Below are 18,965 nucleotides of genomic sequence, written 5' to 3' on the forward strand. Positions count from 1 at the left end.
CCTGCAACAATGAGGGCATGTCGAATCAGCCGTTGAACGCCGCGTCGCTGCGCGGTGCCGTTGACCTGTCCTCGCTCAAGAAGCCGCAGGGCGGCGCTCCTGCCGGGCGCCCCGCATCGGCCGCTGGCGCACCGACCGGCAGCGCCGGCGCTGCGGCGCCGGCAAACGCGCCGAGCGCTGCGAATCCCGGGCAGGCCCCCATGCCGCAGGGCGCCGACGACGCCGTCATCGCCGAGACGTTCCGTCACGACGGTCTTGTCGTCGACGTGACAGCCGAGAACTTCCAGGGCCTCGTGCAGCAGTCGGTGCAGCACCCCGTCATCATCGCGATCTGGGCGGGTTCGCAGCCGGCGTCCCTGGCGCCCGTCGCTTCGCTCGCGCGCGCGGTGCGCGCGCAAGAAGGGCGCGTCCTCATGGGCGTCGCCGACCTCGACACCGCGCCCGAGATCGGTCAGGTCTTCGCTCAGCTTTCGCAGCAGGCCGCGCAGCAGGGCCAGCCGGGGCAGATTCTCGCGGCGGCCTTCGTCCAGGGCCAGCCGATCCCGATCCCGCCTGTCGTCGAAGACGCGCAGACGCGCGAGCTCGTCGACCAGATCGTCCAAATCGCTGTGCAGAACGGTCTTGCGGGCCGCGTGGCGAACTACGACCCGAACGCAGCGGGCAAGGCCGGCGCTGAGGGCGGCGAGCAGGCCGAGCCCGAGCTGCCGCCGCTGCACCAGCTCGCGTACGAGTCGATCGACAAGGGCGACTACGACGGCGCCATCGCCGCGTTCGAGCAGGCACTGACGGAGAACCCGAAGGACGAGGAGGCGCGTCTCGCCCTCGGCCAGGTCAAGCTCATGCAGCGCACGCAAGGCGTCGACCTCCAGGCTGCACGTGACGCCGCCGCGAAGAACCCGGCCGACGTCACCGCGCAGACGCAGGTCGCCGACCTCGATGTCCTCGGTGGCCACGTCGAAGACGCGTTCGCGCGTCTCGTCGACGTCGTCAAGGCGACCTCCGGCGACGAGCGCAACGCCGCGCGCGAGCACCTCATCGGGCTGTTCGACGTCGTCGGCGCCACCGATCCGCGCGTCAAGAAGGCACGCACGGCGCTGATGTCGGCGCTGTACTGACAGCCCCGACGGGCCGGGCGACGTCTGGCAACGACGCACTGACCCCTTGCGTGCAAGTGCCCCGGGTGCACGTGCACGCAGGCACGTAGCCGCCCTGCTGTCGGCAGTGGGTGACGGACGCGAAGGGCTCGCTCCACCTGGAGCGAGCCCTTCGTTCGTGTTGTGACGGAACCGAGCCTCAGTTGCCCAGGGCTGCCGCGACGACGTCCTTCGCCTCAGCCTGCACCTGTGCAAGGTGCTCGGGGCCCTGGAACGACTCGGCGTAGATCTTGTAGACGTCCTCGGTCCCCGACGGGCGCGCGGCGAACCAGGCCGAATCAGTGACGACCTTGAGGCCGCCGATTTTCGCGCCGTTGCCGGGCGCCTCCGTGAGCTTGGCGATGATGGGCTCGCCGGCCAGCGTGTCCGCCGTGACGGCCTCGGGCGTCAGTGCACCGAGCTTGGCCTTCTCCTCGCGCGTGGCGGGGGCGTCGACGCGCGCGTACGCGGGTTCGCCGTGCTTCGCCGTCAGCTCGCCGTAGAGCTGCGACGGCGACTTGCCCGTCGTCGCCTTGATCTCCGAGGCGAGCAGCGCGAGCAGGATGCCGTCCTTGTCCGTCGTCCAGACGGAGCCGTCGAAGCGGCAGAACGACGCGCCCGCCGACTCCTCACCGCCGAACGGGCCCGAACCGTCGAGCAGGCCCGGCACGAACCACTTGAACCCGACGGGCACCTCGACGAGCGTGCGGCCGAGGTCATCGGCGACGCGGTCGATCATCGAACTGCTGACGAGCGTCTTGCCGATGAACCCGTCCTGGCGCCACTGCGGGCGCGCGCCACCGTAGAGGTACTGGATCGCGACCGACAGGAAGTGGTTGGGGTTCATGAGCCCCGCGTCGGGCGTGACGATGCCGTGACGGTCCGAATCAGCGTCGTTGCCCGTCGCGATGTCGTACTCGTCGCGCTCGCCGATGAGCGACGCCATCGCGTTGGGGGAGGAGCAGTCCATGCGGATCTTCTCGTCCCAGTCGAGCGTCATGAAGCGCCACGTCGGGTCGACGAGCGGGTTGACGACGGTGAGGTCGAGCCCGTGACGCTCCGCGATCTCACCCCAGTACGCGACGGCGGCGCCGCCGAGCGGGTCGGCGCCTATGCGCACGCCGGCGCGCTTGATCGCGTCGAGGTCGACGACGTTCGGCAGGTCGTCGACGTACGTGCCGAGGAAGTCGTAGCGCTGGACCTTGCCCATCGCCTGCGTCAGCGGCACGCGCTTGACACGCTTGAGCCCGTCACGGATGTGCTCGTTCGCCGCGGCCGCGATGACCTTCGTCGCGTCCGAGTCGGCCGGGCCACCGTGCGGCGGGTTGTACTTGAACCCGCCGTCGGCGGGCGGGTTGTGCGAGGGCGTCACGACGATGCCGTCGGCGAGACCCGAGCCGTTCGTCAGATCCTTGCCCTTGTTCGCGCGCAGGATGGCGTGGCTGACGGCGGGCGTCGGCGTGTAACCGTCACGATCGTCGATGAGGACGAGGACGTCATTGGCGACGAGCACCTCGATGGCGCTCGCCCATGCGGGCTCGGACAAGGCGTGGGTGTCGCGGCCGAGGAACAACGGCCCGTCGAAGCCCTGCGAGCGGCGGTAGTCGACGATCGCCTGCGTCGTGGCGAGGATGTGCGCCTCGTTGAACGCGGTCTTGAGGCTCGAACCGCGGTGCCCCGACGTGCCGAACGCCACCTGCTGGTCGACGTTCTCAGGGTCGGGCGTCAGCGTGTAGTACGCCGTGACGAGGTGGGGGACGTCGATCAGGTCACGAGGTTCGGCCAACTGGCCCGCGCGGTTGCTCATGCCTTCATCCTGCCCTCTTTGAGCGGCGACGTAAACGCCCGAACCGATGCCTCGAGCGAGGCGGGGCAGACGTGACGAGGCCGGCGGCACCCCTGGCGGGTACGGCCGGCCTCATGCGCTCGATCGAGCGGGTCGTCAGTCGCGCTGACGCGTCTGGTCGACGGCGTCGCGAGCCTCGTCGTCGGCGCCCCAGCGGCCACCCTCGACGTCCTCGTCGAGGCCGCCACCGGGCGTGCCGGTGATGCCCTTGAGGTGCTCGACGGGCTCGTCACCCGTCTCGTCCTCGCCGGCCGGCGTGAAGGCACGCTCGTGCGCCTTCGACTCGGTCTGCTCGACGTCGAAACCACCCTCGTCCGCGTGGTCGACGGGGTGCGTCGCCGGGATGCCGGTGCGCGAGCGCGCCTGCTGGTCGCCGGCCGCTCCCTGAGCGTCCTCGGCCTGCGCGCCGCCTCGCGAACCGTCGAGCGGCTGATCGAGTGCGCCCGGGTTGCCTGCGGCGTCCTCGAGCGGCGCGCCCGCGATGAGGGCCTCGGACGGCTGCTTGTCGGACGAACTCGTCGCTGCGTTCTGGTCGCTCATCGTGTTCTCCTGTCGTGCCGTTGCGGTGGACGATGAATCGGCGCCACCGGCCTGCTCGGTAGCGGTGTGCGCAGCCACCTGCGTCATGTCGGGGCGCGTCGCCGGCTCGAACCACACGACACCGAGCGGCGGCATCGTGATCTCGGCCGAGTACGGCTGACCGTCCCAGGGGATCTCCTCGGCCTCGACCGAACCCAGGTTACCGACGCCCGAGCCGCCGTACGCCTCGGCGTCGGTGTTGACGATCTCGTTCCACGTACCAAGGTGGGGAAGGCCCACGCGGACGCCGTGGTGCGGGTTGCCGGCGAAGTTCGCGGCGATCGCGACGACGGGGCGGTACCCGTCAGCTTCGGCGGGCGCGAATCGCAGCCACGTGTAGGCGTTGCGGCCCGCGTCGTCGGCGTTGATCCACGAGAAGCCCTCCTCCGAGTGGTCGAGAGCCCACAGGGCCGGGCGCTCGCGGTAGGCGCGGTTGAGGTCCTTCATCATCGCGTGCACGCCGTAGTGCGCGGGCTGGTCGAGCAACCACCAATCGAGGCTGCGACCGTCGGCCCACTCGGCCTCCTGCGCGAACTCCGAACCCATGAAGAGCAGCTGCTTGCCGGGGTGGGCCCACATGTACGCGAGGTAGGCGCGCACGTTGGCGAGCTGCTGCCAGCGATCACCGGGCATCTTGCGCAGCAGGCTGCCCTTGCCGTGAACGACCTCGTCGTGGCTGACGGGCAGCACGAACTGCTCGCTGAACGCGTAGACGAGCGCGAACGTCAGGTCGTGGTGATGATGCTGACGGTAGATCGGCTCACGTGCGACGTAGTCGAGCGAGTCGTGCATCCAGCCCATGTTCCACTTGAGCCCGAAGCCCAGGCCGCCGGTGTCCGTCGAGCGGGTGATGCCCGGCCACGACGTCGACTCCTCGGCGATGATGACGGCACCCGGCGTGCGCTTGTACGCCGTCGCGTTCGTCTCCTGCAGCAGCTGCACGGCTTCGAGGTTCTCCTGGCCGCCGAACTTGTTCGGCACCCATTCGCCGTCCTTGCGGGCGTAGTTGAGGTACAGCATCGAGGCGACACCGTCGACGCGCAGACCGTCGGCGTGGAACTCCTCGAGCCAGTACAGCGCGTTGGCGACGAGGAAGTTGCGCACCTGCGGGCGGCCGTAGTCGAAGATGTTCGAACCCCACTCGGGGTGCCAGCCCTTGCGCGGGTCCGGGTGCTCGTAGAGCGCCTGGCCGTCGAAACGGGCGAGCGCCCACTCGTCGGTGGCGAAGTGGCCGGGAACCCAGTCGAGGATGACGCCGATGCCCTCCTGATGGAGGCGGTCGACGAGGAACTTGAAGTCGTCCGGGTCGCCGAAGCGGCTGTTCGGCGCGTAGTAGCTCGTGACGTGATAGCCCCAGCTCGGCGGGTACGGGTGCTCCATCACGGGCATGAACTCGACGTGCGTGAAGCCCAGATCCTTGACGTAGTTGACGAGGTGCTCGGCCATCTCGCGGTAGCTGAGCCCCTGACGCCACGAACCGAGGTGCACCTCGTACGTCGACATCGGGCCGTGGTGCGCGTTCGTCTCGGCGCGCTTCGTCATCCACGCGTCGTCGTTCCACTCGTAGTGCGAGCTCGTCACCTTCGACGCCGTCGCGGGCGCCGTCTCCGCGAGGCGCGCCATCGGGTCGGCCTTCGCGCGACGCACGCCGTCGCTGCACAGGATCTCGAACTTGTACGCGGTGCCCTCGCGCACGTCGGGGACGAACAGCTCCCACACGCCCGACTCCCCGAGCGTGCGCATGCCGTGGCCGACACCGTCCCAGTGGTTGAAGTCGCCGACGACGCGCACGGCCTTGGCATTGGGCGCCCAGACGGCGAACGCGGTGCCCGTGACGTCACCCTTGATGCTCGGGTAGGTGCGCACGTGGGCGCCGAGGACGTTCCACAGCTCTTCGTGGCGCCCCTCGCCGATGAGGTGGAGGTCGATCTCGCCGAGGGTCGGCATGAAGCGGTACGGGTCGTCGCCGCGGTGCTCGCTGCGGTCGTCATACGTCGTGATGACGCGGTAGTCGGGCATGTACTCACCCGCAATCGCGCCGGCCCAGATGCCGTCGTGCTCGTGCGTGAGCTCGAGCACAGTCTCGCCCATGTCGATGACGACGCCACGCGCCATCGGGCGCACGACGCGGAACGTGATGACGCCGTTCTCGACATGCGCGCCGAGCACACGGTGCGGGTCACGGTGCTCACCGGCGACGACGGCGTCGAGTTCGCTCACCTCGACGCGCGACGGCGTGACGGCGGGCGAGGCGGCGCCGAGGGCGCTCGCGTCGGTGGTCGAAGCGTCGCTCGTCTCACCGGCGGCGCTCAGGCCACCGCCAGAACCCGCGTCGCTCGCGGCCGCCTCGGGCTTGTCTCCCGCAGCCGCGACGGTCGTGTCACCCGTCGCGGGTGCGCCCTGCGGCGCGACGAGCGGAGCGGCGCCGGAAGCGTCGGCATCCTGCGTCGAGACGAGGGGAGCGCCGTTCGTGTCGGACGGGCTCATCGAGGCAGGAGTAGGCGTCGTGCTGTCGTCGGAGGTCATGGTGCTCCTTTCCGCGGCGCCGGTGGGCGCGGCGTCGTCCTCGTCGGCGGGCGTCATCGTGGGCGCCTCGCCGTGGGTCGCGGACGAGTCGGTGGAGGTGGTGAGGATGCGGCCGACGGCGTCGGCGGGGATGCTCAGCCAGTCGGGGCGGTTGCGGGCCTCGTACGAGCACTCGTAGAGCGCTTTGTCGAGCACGAACAGGTCGAGCAGGTCGCGGTCGACGGCGCCGAGTTCGCTCTCGTAACCGGCGAGGAAGGCGTCCTGAGCGGCGCTGACCCACGCGCGGCGGTCGCCGCCGGCGCCGGCGATCTCGTTCTCGATCGTGCCACCGGCGTAGTCGAACGAACGCAGCATGCCCGCGACGTCGCGCACGGCGACGTCCGGTGCCGAGCGCTCCTCGAGCGGACGCAGTGGCTCGCCCTCGAAGTCGAGCAGGACCCACCCACGCCCGGGCACATCGAGCACCTGGCCGAGGTGGTAGTCGCCGTGGATGCGCTGGAAGCTCGGCCACTGCGCGCTGCGCCCGGCGTCGATGCGGTGGGCGATCTGCGTGGCGCGCTCCGCGAGCTGCGGCGCGTCGTTGAGGGCCGCTGCCGCTCGCTCGTGCATCTCGTCGACGAGGGCATCGACACGGTCGGTGTCGGCCTCGACGCTCGGCAGCACCTCGGCGAGGGTGCGGTGCACCTGCGCCGTCGTACGACCGAGTTCGCGGGCGCCGTCGGTGAAGTCACGGTTCTCGCGAGCCGCGTCGAGGGCCTCACGCCAGGCGTCCCGCACGTCGGGCATGAACTCCTGCGCGAACGCGAGGTCCGCGACGAGCTGCTCGCGAGAGTGACGCCCCTCCGTGTACGAACCACTGAGAGATGCCAGCAGCGCCGGCACGTGCGTGTTGCCCGCGCTCGTCAGGGCCCCCGTCACCTCGATGTCGGGGTTTGCGCCGACGTTGAGCACACGGAACAGCTTGGCGATGAGCTGCTCGCCGTCGTCGAGGGTGTAGATGATCGACGTGTTCGACTGCTCGCCACGCAGCACCGTGGCGCCGCGCATCGTGGCGAGATCGGCGCTCTGCGGACCGGGCCGGCCTGCGACGCTCATCTCGACGACACCGTCGCTGCGCTCGGCCTGCGTGCCGCCCGACGCCATCGTCGCGAGCAGGACGGCGGCGAACACCGGGTCGTGCGGGCCGTCGTAGACGTAGCGCGTGCCGAGCGCGGAGTGCTCGATCGTGCCGATGAAGGCGTGCTCCAGCTCCGGCGCGCGCTCACCACGGTAGGTGACGGGCACCTGGTAGGTGGTCTCGTGCTCGGCGTCGAGATCGCGCAGGAACAACACCTCGAGGCCGACCTCACCTGCCGGGTCCTCGAAGCGGAAGGCACTCACCTTGCGCAGGTGCGGCTCACGGCCCTTGGCCTGGAACCAGCGCTGCGTCGCCACCCACGGCGTGAGCAGTTCGAGCTTGCCGGGTGACAACGTGGCGCCGGAGTGGATCTCGGCGACCATCAGAGGTCCTTTCCCTCAGCGTCCGAGGTGGTGTCGTCCTTGAACTCGTCGAGCACCTCGGAGGCGTTGGCCTCCGGGGTACCGGTCGCGGCGGGCAGCGCGTCGTCGGCGCTGACGTCGGACTCGATCGCCAGCCAGTAGAAGCCGCGCGAACCGAGCATGACGGTGACCGTGCCGTCCTCACCGATCTGACCGAAGCCCTGACCGCCGAAGATGTCGGTGAGCTTCGCGCCGGCGAACTTGGCAGCGACCTGCACCCGGGCGCCCTGCGGGCGCGAGCTCAGGTTGTTGATGCACAGCAGGTGCTTCGTCGTCGTGTTCTCGGCCTTCGCGTCCTCGTCCGACATCGAGCGCGTGAACGCGAGGACGGCGTCGTTGTCGGCCGGGGCGACGACGAAGTCGCCCATGCCGAACGCGGGGTAGCGCGAACGCACCGAGAGCATGCCGCGCGTCCAGTGCAGCAACGACGCGCTCGAGGCCATCTGCGCCTCGACGTTGACGTTGTTGTGGTGGTACACGAGGCTCTGGATGACCGGCAGGTACAACTTGCCCGGGTCGGCCGTCGAAAAACCGGCGTTGCGATCCGGCGTCCACTGCATCGGCGTGCGCACAGCGTCACGGTCGTCGAGCCAGATGTTGTCGCCCATGCCGATCTCGTCGCCGTAGTACAGGCACGGCGAGCCGGGCAGCGACAGCAGCAGGGCGTTGATCAGCTCGATCTCGGCGCGACTGTTGTCGAGCAGCGGCGCGAGGCGACGACGGATACCGACGTTGGCGCGCATGCGCGGATCGGGGGAGTACCAGCCGTACATCGCGGCGCGCTCCTCCGGCGTCACCATCTCGAGCGTCAGCTCGTCGTGGTTGCGCAGGAAGGTGCCCCACTGGGTGCCCTTGGGGATCGGGGGCGTTTCGGCGAGGACGTCGATGATGGGCGTCGCCTTCTCCTCGCGCAGCGAGTAGTAGATGCGCGGCATGACGGGGAAGTGGAAGCACATGTGGCATTCCGGTTCTTCCTCGGTGCCGAAGTAGTCGACGACCTCGTGCGGCATCTGGTTGGCCTCGGCGAGCAGGACGCGGCCGGGGTACTCCTCGTCGACCATCCGGCGCAGTTCGACGAGGAACTCGTGCGTCTTCGGGTGGTTCTCGCCGTTGTGCCCCTCCTCCTCGAACAGGTACGGCACGGCGTCGAGGCGGAAGCCGTCGATGCCCATGTCCATCCAGTACCGAACGATGTCGAACATCTCCTCCTGCACGGCCGGGTTCTCGAAGTTGAGGTCCGGCTGGTGGGAGAAGAAGCGGTGCCAGAAGAACTGACGACGCACCGGGTCGAAGGTCCAGTTCGACTCCTCGGTGTCGACGAAGATGATGCGCGCGTCCTCGTACTTCTCGTCCGTGTCGGACCAGACGTAGTAGTCGCCGTACGGGCCTTCCGGGTCCTCTCGGCTCGCCTGGAACCACGCGTGCTGGTCGCTCGTGTGGTTCATGACGAAGTCGGTGATGACGCGGATGCCGCGCGCATGCGCCTGCGCGACGAGCTCCTGGAACTCGGGCAGCGTGCCGAAATCGGGCAGCACCTGCTTGTAGTCGGCGATGTCGTATCCACCGTCGCGCAGCGGCGAGGCGTAGAACGGCGGCAGCCACAGGCAGTCGACGCCAAGCCACTGCAGGTAGTCGAGTCGGGCCATGAGGCCCGAGAAGTCGCCGGATCCGTTGCCCGTCGAGTCGCTGAAACCGCGCACGAGGACTTCGTAGAACACGGCCTTACGGAACCACTGCGGGTCGTGCTTCAGACCCGGCTGGTGCAGACCAAGACCTTGCATGCTCAGAACTTCCTCACGTGGATGATGTGGACGTTTTCGGCGTCCGGCCCGAGCCGGACGAAGTTGTGCTCGCCCCAGTGCCAGGTGGCGTCGCTCAGCAGGTCGTGCGCGACGAACCCTTCGTCCCCGCGTAGTCCGAGCGCGCCCATGTCGAGGTGCACCCAGGTCTCGCGCGTCGCGTGCGGGTCTGTGTTGGCGATGACGATGACCGTGTCCTGGCCGCCGTTGGCGCCGTCACCGATGTCGCGGCTCTTGGAGAAGACGATGAAGTTCTCGTCGTCGACGCCGTGCCAGCGCAGGTTGCGCAGGTGCTCGAGCGCCGGGTGGGCGCGACGGATCTCGTTGAGCCGGCGCAGGTACCAGTCGATCGACTGGCCCTCCTTGGGCCCGCCGGGGGCGTAGTCGGCCCAGCGACGGTCCTTGAACTGGTACTTCTCGTTGTCGTTCTGCTCCTGGGCGCCGGGGCGCGCCACCGACTCCATGAGCTCGTACCCGGCGTAGATGCCGTAGGTCGGCACGAGCGTGGCAGCCAGCGCCGCGCGCAGCTTCCAGGCCGCCGGGCCGCCGTACTGCATGTACGGCGTGAGGATGTCGTGCGTCGTCGGCCAGAAGCTCGGACGCATGTAACTCGCCGTGTCGCCGATGAGTTCGTCGAGGTACTCGCGGATCTCCCACGGCTGGTGGCGCCAGGCGTAGTACGTGTAGCTCTGCTGGAAGCCGATGCGGCCGAGGTTGTGCATCATCGCGGGCTTCGTGAAGGCCTCCGCGAGCCAGATCACCTCGGGGTGGTCCTTCGCGACGTCGGCGATCAGCCACTGCCAGAACTCGACGGGCTTCGTGTGCGGGTTGTCGACGCGGAAGATCGTGATGCCGTGGTCGATCCACACCTGGATGACGCGACGCACCTCGGCGTAGATGCCGGCCGGGTCGTTGTCGAAGTTGAGCGGATAGATGTCCTGGTACTTCTTCGGGGGGTTCTCCGCGTAGGCGATCGTGCCGTCGCTGCGCGTGGTGAACCACTCCGGGTGCGAGGTGACCCAGGGGTGGTCGGGCGCGCACTGCAGCGCGATGTCGAGCGCCACCTCGAGGCCCAGTTCGTTCGCGCGGGCGACGAACGCGTCGAGGTCGTCGAAGTCACCGAGCGACGGCTCGATGGCGTCGTGACCGCCCTCCTTCGACCCGATGGCGTACGGCGAACCAGGATCCTCCGGGCCAGCCGTCAACGTGTTGTTCGGGCCCTTGCGGTTGACCTCGCCGATCGGGTGGATCGGGGTGAGGTAGACGACGTCGAAACCCATGTCGGCGACGGCGGGCAGACGCTCGGCGGCGGTGCGCAGCGTGCCCGAAACCCACTTCTGCGTCTCCTCGTCGAAGTGAGCACCCTCGGAGCGGGGGAAGAACTCGTACCACGCGCCCGTCAGCGCCAGCTTGCGCTCGACGAGCCAGGGGTAGTCGCGGCTGGGGGAGACGAAGTCGCGCAGCGGCAGCCGCTCGAGCACGTCCTTGACCTCGGCAGACGTGCCGGCCGCGAGACGCTCGTCGTCGCCGCGCGAGGTGTCGCGCAGGGTCGTGACGGCGTCGCGCAGGACGCGCTCGTCAGCATCGTCGTAGGTGTTGGTCGCACACGCGCGCTCGAGCACACGGGCGCCCTCTTCGAACATGACCTCGACGTCGACCCCCGCGGCGACCTTGATCGTCGCGTCGTGATCCCACGTCCCGTACGGGTCGCTCCAGCCCTCGACACGGAAGTGCCAGACGCCCTCGTGGTCGGCTTCGGCCTCGCCCGTCCACAGGTCGAGCCCCGGGTTCACGCACGTCATCGGGACGATCCGCTCGACGCCGTGCGGCGACGTCATGACGAGGGAGGCGTTGACGGCGTCGTGACCCTCGCGGAACACGGTGGCGCGCACCGTGAACGGCTCGTCGACGACCGACTTCGTCGGCAGGTTGCCGCAGTCGACGATCGGCATGACGTCGGTGACGGGGATGCGGCCGATGCCGCGCGGTGCGTCATCCGCGCGCGCGACGGTGGGTGCGTGCGCGTCCGGTTCGGGACGCTTCTCCTCGGTGTCGGGCGTGTAGCGGCCGGTCTCGGGCGAGGAACTCGCCGGGGTGGACGCGGCGGGTGCGCCCAGGTCGTCGTCACTGGCCGACGTGGCAGTGAGATCTGACGTCAGAGGCTCGGAGTCGGGGAACGGGGGCATCTCACCTGGCTGAGAAACTGTCACGTCCGTCACGCTACCCAATGCCACCGACAACCGCCTCCCGGCGGCGATTTCGTGGACAGTGACCCGCGCCGCGAGGTGACGGCGACTGCGTCGTAGGGCTGGTACTCATCGCCGGGACTACGATGTTCGGGTGTTTCTGCCGTTGACCGTCGCGCTGCTCGTGACGACGTGCGTCCTCGCCCTGCTGGCCCTCGTCGCCACCGTCCGCGGACGCCCGATCGACAACCCGATGTTCTACCTGACGATCGCCATCGAGGTTCTTCTCGTCATCCAGTTGATCGTCGGCATCGCGACGTCGGGTTCGGCGGATCCGCACATGAACGTCGGCGTCTTCATCGCCTATCTCGTCGGTCTGATCTTCGTGCTGCCCGTCGCCGGGTTCTGGGCCATCGCCGAACGCGAATCGCGCTGGGGTACAGCGGTGCTCCTCGTCGGCGCCGTCGGCCTCGCCGTCATGATCGGCCGTCTCATGCAACTGTGGAACGGACATGCCTGATGCCTGAACTCTCCTCGACGCCCACCGAATCGCGCGAGCAGGCCTCGCAGCCGGGGCGTTCCGACGCCTCGACGGTCGAAGGCGGCCAGGCCTCGCCGACCGGGCGCGTCAACACCGGGCCGGGGCGCATGCTCGTCGCCGTCTACGGGTTGTTCGCGCTCGCCGCGACGGGGCGCTCGATCATGCAGATCGCGCAGTCGTTCGACAAGGCGCCCGTGCCGTACCTGCTGTCGGCGCTCGCCGCCATAATCTACATCGTCGCGACGGTGGCGCTCGCGCGCGGCAACCACGCGTCCGTGCGCCTCGCACGGGCGACGATCACCTTCGAGCTCGCCGGAGTTCTCATCGTCGGACTGTGGAGTGTGCTGCAGCCCAGCGCCTTCCACGACAAGACGGTGTGGTCGCACTTCGGCCAGGGCTACGGCTTCGTCCCGCTCATCCTGCCGATCGTCGGCCTGTGGTGGCTGCGCCGCAACGCCACCCGCTGAACCTGCGCCATACCGGTCACGCTGCGTCCGCAGCCGCGTTCCGTGACGGACGAGCGCCCGCAGCCGAATCACTTGTTGCTCGTTGCGTCGTGCAGCGGCTGTGGCTGGCGTCGTCGTGACGACAGATAGGGGTTGTGGAGATTCGCGCTTCTGGGAGCGCGTTTCTCCTCGACCCTTTCCGGGAGCTCTGCCGCGACGGCGTGAGCACGAGCATCGACGGGCCGTCGACGGCGCACGTGTCACCGCTCGCGACGAACCGGCCCTCTGGCGGCGGCGACGGCTGCGCCGAATCCCACACGACGCTCCAGCCGCCCCCGTGCGGTGATGGTGGCAGCGTCACCGTCGCAGCGTCGAGCGCCCCGTGCAGGACGAGCAGCACCGACTCGTCGTCCGTGTCACCACCGTCGAACAACGCCTGCAGCGTGCGCGTCGAGGGGGACGTCCACTCGGCGTCACTCAGCCCGACCCCGGCCGCGGAGAACCAGCGCACGTCAGGCTCACCCACCGCGGCGCGGGAGCCGGGATAGAAATCGGGATGGCGCAGCACGCCGAAGCGGTGCCGCAGGGCGAGCAGGTGCCGCGTCGTCGCGAGCAGATCACGCTGGGCGGGGGAGTGATTCCAGTCAACCCAGCCGATCGGCGAATCCTGGCAATAGGCGTTGTTGTTGCCATGCTGCGTTCGAGCGAACTCGTCGCCTGCGGTCAGCATCGGCACGCCGGCCGACAGCAGCAACGTGCCGAGCATGTTGCGCATCGAGTGCAGTCGTCGGGCTGCAAGATCCGCTGCCACATCGCCCGCGCCACCCGAACCGCTCCCGGCAGCGGCGTCTGACGTCGGCTCACCACCCGACTCGTCGACCGCGTCACCCGGCCAACCCTCGACACCGTGATTCCACGACCGGTTGTCGCTCGTGCCGTCGCGGTTGTCTTCCCCGTTGGCCTCGTTGTGCTTCGTCTCATAGGCTGTCAGGTCGGCGAGCGTGAAACCGTCGTGCGCCGTGACGTAGTTGATCGACGCCTGCGGCCGGCGCAGCGGGCCGCCGAACAGATCCTGCGACCCGGTCAAACGCGTCGCGAGATCCGCCACCCCGCCGCCGGGGTGCTGCCCGCCGCCACCGTCGCCGCGTGATGCCGCCGCAAGGTCGGCGAGCCAGAAGTCACGCACCGTGTTGCGGAACCGGTCGTTCCACTCGGCGAAGCCGGCGGGAAACTGCCCTGTTCGCCACCCGTGGAGGCCGATGTCCCACGGCTCGGCGATCAGCGTCACCTGCGACAGCACCGGGTCTGCCTGCATCGCCATGAGCAGCGCCGCCCGCGGGTCGAAGTCATCACCGGGCGCCCGCCCGAGCGCGACGGCGAGGTCGAAGCGAAAACCGTCGACGTGATACTCGCTCACCCAGTGCCGCAGGGAATCGAGCACGAGGCGCATGACGGCGGGTTCGCGCACGTCGAGGGTGTTGCCGCAGCCGGTGATGTCGATGTCCTCGCCGTGCTCGCCGAGACGGTAGGCGGTCGCATTGTCGAGTCCGCGCAGCGACAACGTCGGGCCCTCGTGGCCGCCCTGCTCGCACGTGTGGTTGTAGACGACGTCGAGGATGACCTCGAGCCCCGCCGCGTGCAGCGACCTCACCATCGACTTGACCTCGTCGACGACCCCCTGCGCGTCGCTCGCATGGGCATACGCCGCGTGCGGCGCGAAGAAGCCGAGCGTGTTGTAACCCCAGTAGTTGTTCAGCCCGAGCTGGACGAGGTGCGGTTCGTCGACGAACGCATGCACCGGCAGCAGTTCGACGCTCGTCACGCCGAGATCGCGCAGGTACGTCGTCATCGACGCGTGCGCGAGCCCCGCGTAGGTGCCGCGCAGTTCTTCGGGGATGTCGGGATGCTGCGCCGTCAGACCCTTGACGTGCGCCTCGTAGAGAACGCGGTCGGCGTCACGCACCTGGGGGCGGGCGTCGCCGCCCCAGTCGAAATCGTGGCTGACGACGACGCCGCGCGGCACGAACGGCGCGGAATCGCGGTCATCCCGCACTCGGGCGTCGCCCGCGAACGCGTCGTCGACGACGTGCCCAAACACTTCGGGCCGCCACGTCATCTCGGCGCTGACGAAGCCCGCATAGGGGTCGAGCAGCAGCTTCGCGGGGTTGTGACGCAGGCCCGCCGCGGGCGCCCACGCTCCGTGCGCGCGGTACCCGTACGTCGTCCCGGGGCCGGCCGCCGGAACGATCGCCGCCCAATGGCCGCCGTCGAGGCGCATCATCGAAACGCGCGACTCGCCCGCCGGGGCATCCTGCGTGCCGAACAGGCACAGTTCGACTGCGCTCGCGTGGGCCGCGACGACGCAGAAGATCGCGCCGTCCCGCTCGAGCGTGACGCCCGGACGAGGGGTGCGGACGAAGACTCGTTGCGGGTCGGCCATGCGAACCAGGATAAGAGTCGGTAGGTTGGCCACATGACTGATCCCACAGCTCTGCCCAACTTCGGCCAGCCCGCTCCGGCGCCCGGCACGGGCGCCGGCGACACCTCCGGCGCGGCCTCCCTCACGGACAAGATCGTCGGCATCCTCGGCGGTTTCGGTTTCAACCCGCAGATCGACTCCGACGGCGACATCATGTACTCCGTCGAGGACCAGAACCTCTTCGTGCGCGTCATGGAGGGTGAGATCGCTCTGATTCGGCTGTTCGGTCAGTGGCAGATCACGGACGACATAACGTCCGACCTGACCAAGCGCCTCAACGCGGCCAACGACGTCACCCTCAGCCTCAACATCGTCAAGGTCGGCATCGCGCGCGACATGGTCGTCGTCTCCGGCGAACACCTCGTGACGCCGGATCTCGACCTCGAGATGGTGCTGCCGTCGACGACGCAGATGATCCTGCAGGCGACGCAGTTGTGGCACCAGAGCGCCAGCTCCGACGGCCCGCACGCGGCCGAGGGCGGCGTCCCCGCGTTCGCGCAGCCCGGCGAGGGTGACGCGCCCGCCGGCGGGCAGGCCTGAGCCATGGCTGAGCAGGTCGCCTACGGCCAGTGGGTCAAGCTGGATGTGACGGACGGTGTCGCCACCATCCGCATCGATCGACCCAAGATGAACCCGCTCGACGCGGAGATCCAGGATTCGCTCGCGCGTGTCGCGGCCGACCTGCTCGACGACGCCGACGTGCGCGCCGCCATCATCACCGGTGGAGACAAGGTGTTCGCGGCTGGCGCCGACATCAAGGAGATGCAGCAGCTCGACTACGTCGACATGGTCGAACGTGGCACGAAGCTGCAGAACGCGTTCCGCGCGCTCGCCGAGCTGCCGTTCCCGACGGTCGCCGCCATCGAGGGGTACGCCCTCGGCGGCGGCTGCGAACTCGCCATGACGGCGGACTTCCGCATCGCCGCGAACGACGCGACGCTCGGCCAGCCCGAGATTCTGCTCGGCGTCATCCCGGGTGCGGGCGGCACGCAGCGGCTCGCTCGTCTCGTCGGGCCGTCGAAGGCGAAGGACATCGTCTTCTCCGGTCGCTTCGTCAAGGCTGACGAGGCGCTGGAGATCGGTCTCGTCGACGAACTCGTCGAGCCCGGCACGACGTACGAGGCGGCGCTCGCGAAGGTCAAGCCGTTCGTCAACGGCCCGCCTGTCGCCCTGCGCGCCGCGAAGGAGGCCATCAACCGTGGCCTCGACGGCGACCTCGCGACGGGGCTCGCCATCGAGTCGCAGCTGTTCACCGGCCTGTTCGCCACGAAGGACCGCGAGATCGGCATGCGTTCGTTCGTCGAGCAGGGGCCGGGCAAGGCGCAGTTCGAAGGCCGCTGAGCATGATCAAGCAGTGGAAGGTCGAACCCGATTGGCAGGAGCCGTTCCTCGCGGCTCTCGCCGATCGGGGCGCGACCCCCGCGCAGCGTGACGACGCCCTCGGCGACGTCGACGACGCCTGCATCCGCCAGAACAAGACGGCACGCGAGATCTTCGGAGATCCCGTCGCCTACGGAAAGGACTACCCCGTGTCATCGCCCTTGACCGCCCGCGAGGCGGGCCAGGCGCGCACGCGCGCCATCGTGCTGGCCCTGGCCGGGCTCGTCGGCATGTTCTTCGCCCTGCTGGGCTGGACCGGCATGGTGCGCGACGTCGACAAGGTGTGGGGCGCGAACCCCACGATCTGGTTCGTCGTCGGCCTCGTCATCGCGATCGCGGCCGCGATCGTCGACACGCTCCTCGGCCGCAAGGCCGACTTCACACAGGGGGAGACGGGTGCCGCCTCGACTCTCGTCAACCGTCTGCTGCCCTGGATCATCGTCGCGCTGACGTTGATCGGTCTGCTCGTCGTCAAGCTGACGCACGGCTGATTCACTTCCTCACATCCACGATCCGTGCGAGGGCTCGACGCCGACGTTACCGACGGGTAACGTAATCTCGGACGGACAAGCTCCTACGAAAAGGACGGTAGACGCATGAACATCGTCGTCTGTGTCAAGCACGTGCCCGACGCCCAGGGCGAGCGCGGCTTCTCCGAGGACAACACCACCGACCGCGAGAACGTCGACGGCCTCCTGTCGGAGCTCGACGAGTACGCGGTCGAAGAAGCACTCAAGATCGTCGAGTCCGAAGGCGGCGAGGTGACGGCGCTGACCGTCGGCCCCGCCGACGCAGCCGAAGCAGTCAAGAAGGCGCTGCAGATGGGCGCCGACAAGGGCATCCACATCAGCGACGACGCCATCGCCGGCTCCGACGCCCTCGCGACGTCGCTCGTCATCGCCGAGGCCGTCAAGAAGGTCGGCCAGCCCGACATCGTGATGTTCGGTCTCGCCTCGACCGACGGCGGCATGAGTGTCATCCCGGCCATGGTCGCCGAGCGCCTCGGCCTGCCGCAGCTCACGCAGGTCTCGACCCTCGAGGTCTCCGGCGCTCAGGCGACGGGTCGTCGTGACTCCGACGTCGCGTCCGAGACGGTCGTCGCGTCGCTGCCGGCCGTCGTGTCGGTGACCGACCAGATCAACGAGCCGCGCTACCCGTCCTTCAAGGGCATCATGGCGGCCAAGAAGAAGCCGGTCGAGGAGATGAGCCTCGCCGACCTCGGTGTCGACGCCGGCCAGGTCGGTCTCGACGCCGCGGCCACCAAGGTGCTCGACACGACGAAGCGCCCCCCGCGCGAGCAGGGCCAGATCGTCACCGACGAGGGCGACGGCGGCACGAAGCTCGTCGAGTTCCTCTCCGGCGCCAAGCTCATCTGATCGCCACCGACACTTTCTGACTGAGGAGAAACACACCATGGCTGAAGTTCTCGTCCTGGTCGACCACGTCGATGGCCAGGTCCGCAAGGTCACCGCTGAGTTGCTGACGCTCGCGCGCAGCCTCGGCACGCCGTCCGCCGTCTTCGTCGGTTCGAACGTCGACGCCGCACGCCCGCGTCTCGCGCAGTTCGGCGCCGAGAAGGTCTACGTCATCGACTCCGCCGAGGTCGACGGTCACCCGGCCCCGCTCGCCGAGGCGCTCGCCGCCGTCGTCGAGCAGGCCTCGCCGGCCGCCGTTCTGCTGCCCTCGTCGGGCACGAACAACGAGGCCGCGGCGCGCCTCGCCGTCAAGACCAACTCGGGTCTGACGACGGACGCCGTCAACGTCGAGGCCGGCGACGGTGGTGCGCCGGTGACGACGCAGTCCGTGTTCGCCGGTTCCTGGACGCTCAAGGCACAGGCCACGACGCCGATGTCGATCATCACGGTGAAGCCGAACTCGGCGACGCCGCAGGCGTCGCAGTCGCAGGCTGCTCCGGTCGCCGTCACCGTGTCTGTCTCGGACGCGGCGAAGAGCGCCCAGATCACCGACCGCAAGGAGAAGCAGAAGTCGGGTCGTCCCGAGCTCAGCGAGGCGCGCATCGTCGTCTCCGGTGGTCGCGGCACGAACGGTGACTTCTCGCCCGTCGAGGCGTTCGCCGACTCGCTCGGTGCGGCTGTCGGTGCCTCGCGCGCCGCCGTCGACGCTGGCTGGTACCCGCACACCAACCAGGTCGGCCAGACGGGCAAGCAGGTCTCGCCGCAGCTGTACGTCGCCGCCGGCATCTCCGGTGCCATCCAGCACCGCGCCGGTATGCAGACGTCCAAGACGATCGTCGCCGTCAACAAGGACGAGGAGGCGCCGATCTTCGAGCTCGTCGACTTCGGCGTCGTCGGCGACCTGTTTAACGTGCTGCCGCAGGCCACCGAGGCCGTCGCGAAGGCCAAGAACTGACCTGACGCACCTCTCACGCCTCGAAGGCGCCCGGCTTCCCATCAGGGAGGCCGGGCGCCTTCGTCATACCAACCGTTGCCCGCGAGCCGTTTGGTCCGTCCTGGGCCGCCGGTGCGGCATCATCCGGTGGGTTGCTGATCG

General features: G+C 69.0%; 13 protein-coding genes. 8 read left to right on the forward strand and 5 right to left on the reverse strand.

The features are described 5' to 3' along the window. The first annotated feature begins 17 nt into the window (after nt 1-17). Complete coding sequence (locus tag ABH936_RS08300; protein WP_281711557.1) at nt 18-1,115, forward strand: co-chaperone YbbN; 1,098 nt, start codon at nt 18-20, stop codon at nt 1,113-1,115. Nucleotides 1,116-1,293: 178 nt separating this feature from the next. Here ABH936_RS08300 and pgm read toward each other — a convergent pair whose 3' ends face one another. The 4 genes from pgm to ABH936_RS08320 all read right to left on the reverse strand — a co-directional run bounded on the left by pgm (nt 1,294) and on the right by ABH936_RS08320 (nt 11,608). Beyond that, on the reverse strand, nt 1,294-2,940 hold the full coding sequence (gene pgm, locus ABH936_RS08305) for a phosphoglucomutase (alpha-D-glucose-1,6-bisphosphate-dependent) (protein ID WP_404603001.1): 1,647 nt from the start codon (nt 2,938-2,940) through the stop codon (nt 1,294-1,296). Nucleotides 2,941-3,075: 135 nt separating this feature from the next. Next, nucleotides 3,076-7,584: a 1,4-alpha-glucan branching protein GlgB gene (gene glgB / locus ABH936_RS08310; RefSeq protein WP_404603002.1), complete on the reverse strand. Its 4,509-nt coding sequence runs from the start codon at nt 7,582-7,584 to the stop codon at nt 3,076-3,078. Next, nucleotides 7,584-9,404 carry a maltose alpha-D-glucosyltransferase gene (gene treS, locus ABH936_RS08315; RefSeq protein ID WP_006945942.1) on the reverse strand — a complete coding sequence of 607 codons (1,821 nt, stop codon included), beginning with the start codon at nt 9,402-9,404 and terminating at the stop codon, nt 7,584-7,586. Before treS ends, glgB begins: the two co-directional genes overlap by 1 nt. Before the next feature lie 2 nt (nt 9,405-9,406). After that, nucleotides 9,407-11,608, reverse strand: coding sequence for an alpha-1,4-glucan--maltose-1-phosphate maltosyltransferase (locus ABH936_RS08320; RefSeq protein WP_404603021.1), 2,202 nt, complete (start codon nt 11,606-11,608; stop codon nt 9,407-9,409). A gap of 154 nt (nt 11,609-11,762) precedes the next feature. On the opposite strand from ABH936_RS08320, the gene ABH936_RS08325 reads away from it, so the two are divergent. Together ABH936_RS08325 and ABH936_RS08330 are read left to right on the forward strand one after the other, a co-directional pair. Continuing rightward, nucleotides 11,763-12,128, forward strand: coding sequence for a hypothetical protein (locus tag ABH936_RS08325; RefSeq protein WP_051805733.1), 366 nt, complete (start codon nt 11,763-11,765; stop codon nt 12,126-12,128). Next, entirely contained in the window at nt 12,128-12,616 is a 489-nt protein-coding gene (locus ABH936_RS08330) for a hypothetical protein (RefSeq protein ID WP_038567424.1), read from the forward strand. Before ABH936_RS08325 ends, ABH936_RS08330 begins: the two co-directional genes overlap by 1 nt. A 16-nt stretch (nt 12,617-12,632) precedes the next feature. On the opposite strand, the gene glgX is transcribed toward ABH936_RS08330, so the two are convergent. Beyond that, nucleotides 12,633-15,035 (reverse strand): glycogen debranching protein GlgX, encoded by a 2,403-nt coding sequence (gene glgX, locus ABH936_RS08335; RefSeq protein ID WP_404603003.1) that lies wholly within the window; start codon nt 15,033-15,035, stop codon nt 12,633-12,635. Between the two features lie 33 nt (nt 15,036-15,068). On the opposite strand from glgX, the gene ABH936_RS08340 reads away from it, so the two are divergent. The 5 genes from ABH936_RS08340 to ABH936_RS08360 all read left to right on the forward strand — a co-directional run bounded on the left by ABH936_RS08340 (nt 15,069) and on the right by ABH936_RS08360 (nt 18,824). Next, the gene (locus ABH936_RS08340) at nt 15,069-15,614 is read left to right on the forward strand and encodes a T3SS (YopN, CesT) and YbjN peptide-binding chaperone 1 (protein ID WP_006945928.1); all 546 of its coding nucleotides are present in this window, start codon (nt 15,069-15,071) and stop codon (nt 15,612-15,614) included. Nucleotides 15,615-15,617: 3 nt separating this feature from the next. After that, entirely contained in the window at nt 15,618-16,415 is a 798-nt protein-coding gene (locus tag ABH936_RS08345) for an enoyl-CoA hydratase/isomerase family protein (protein ID WP_404603004.1), read from the forward strand. A gap of 2 nt (nt 16,416-16,417) precedes the next feature. After that, the gene (locus tag ABH936_RS08350) at nt 16,418-16,945 is read left to right on the forward strand and encodes a hypothetical protein (protein ID WP_006945992.1); all 528 of its coding nucleotides are present in this window, start codon (nt 16,418-16,420) and stop codon (nt 16,943-16,945) included. A gap of 105 nt (nt 16,946-17,050) precedes the next feature. Further along, nucleotides 17,051-17,830, forward strand: coding sequence for an electron transfer flavoprotein subunit beta/FixA family protein (locus ABH936_RS08355; RefSeq protein WP_006945995.1), 780 nt, complete (start codon nt 17,051-17,053; stop codon nt 17,828-17,830). Nucleotides 17,831-17,867: 37 nt separating this feature from the next. Next, complete coding sequence (locus ABH936_RS08360) at nt 17,868-18,824, forward strand: electron transfer flavoprotein subunit alpha/FixB family protein (protein ID WP_074040761.1); 957 nt, start codon at nt 17,868-17,870, stop codon at nt 18,822-18,824. The last annotated feature ends 141 nt before the right edge of the window (nt 18,825-18,965 follow it).

This window comes from Dermacoccus sp. GAS27A (assembly GCF_044909235.1).
GTDB classification, from domain to species: domain Bacteria; phylum Actinomycetota; class Actinomycetes; order Actinomycetales; family Dermatophilaceae; genus Dermacoccus; species Dermacoccus nishinomiyaensis.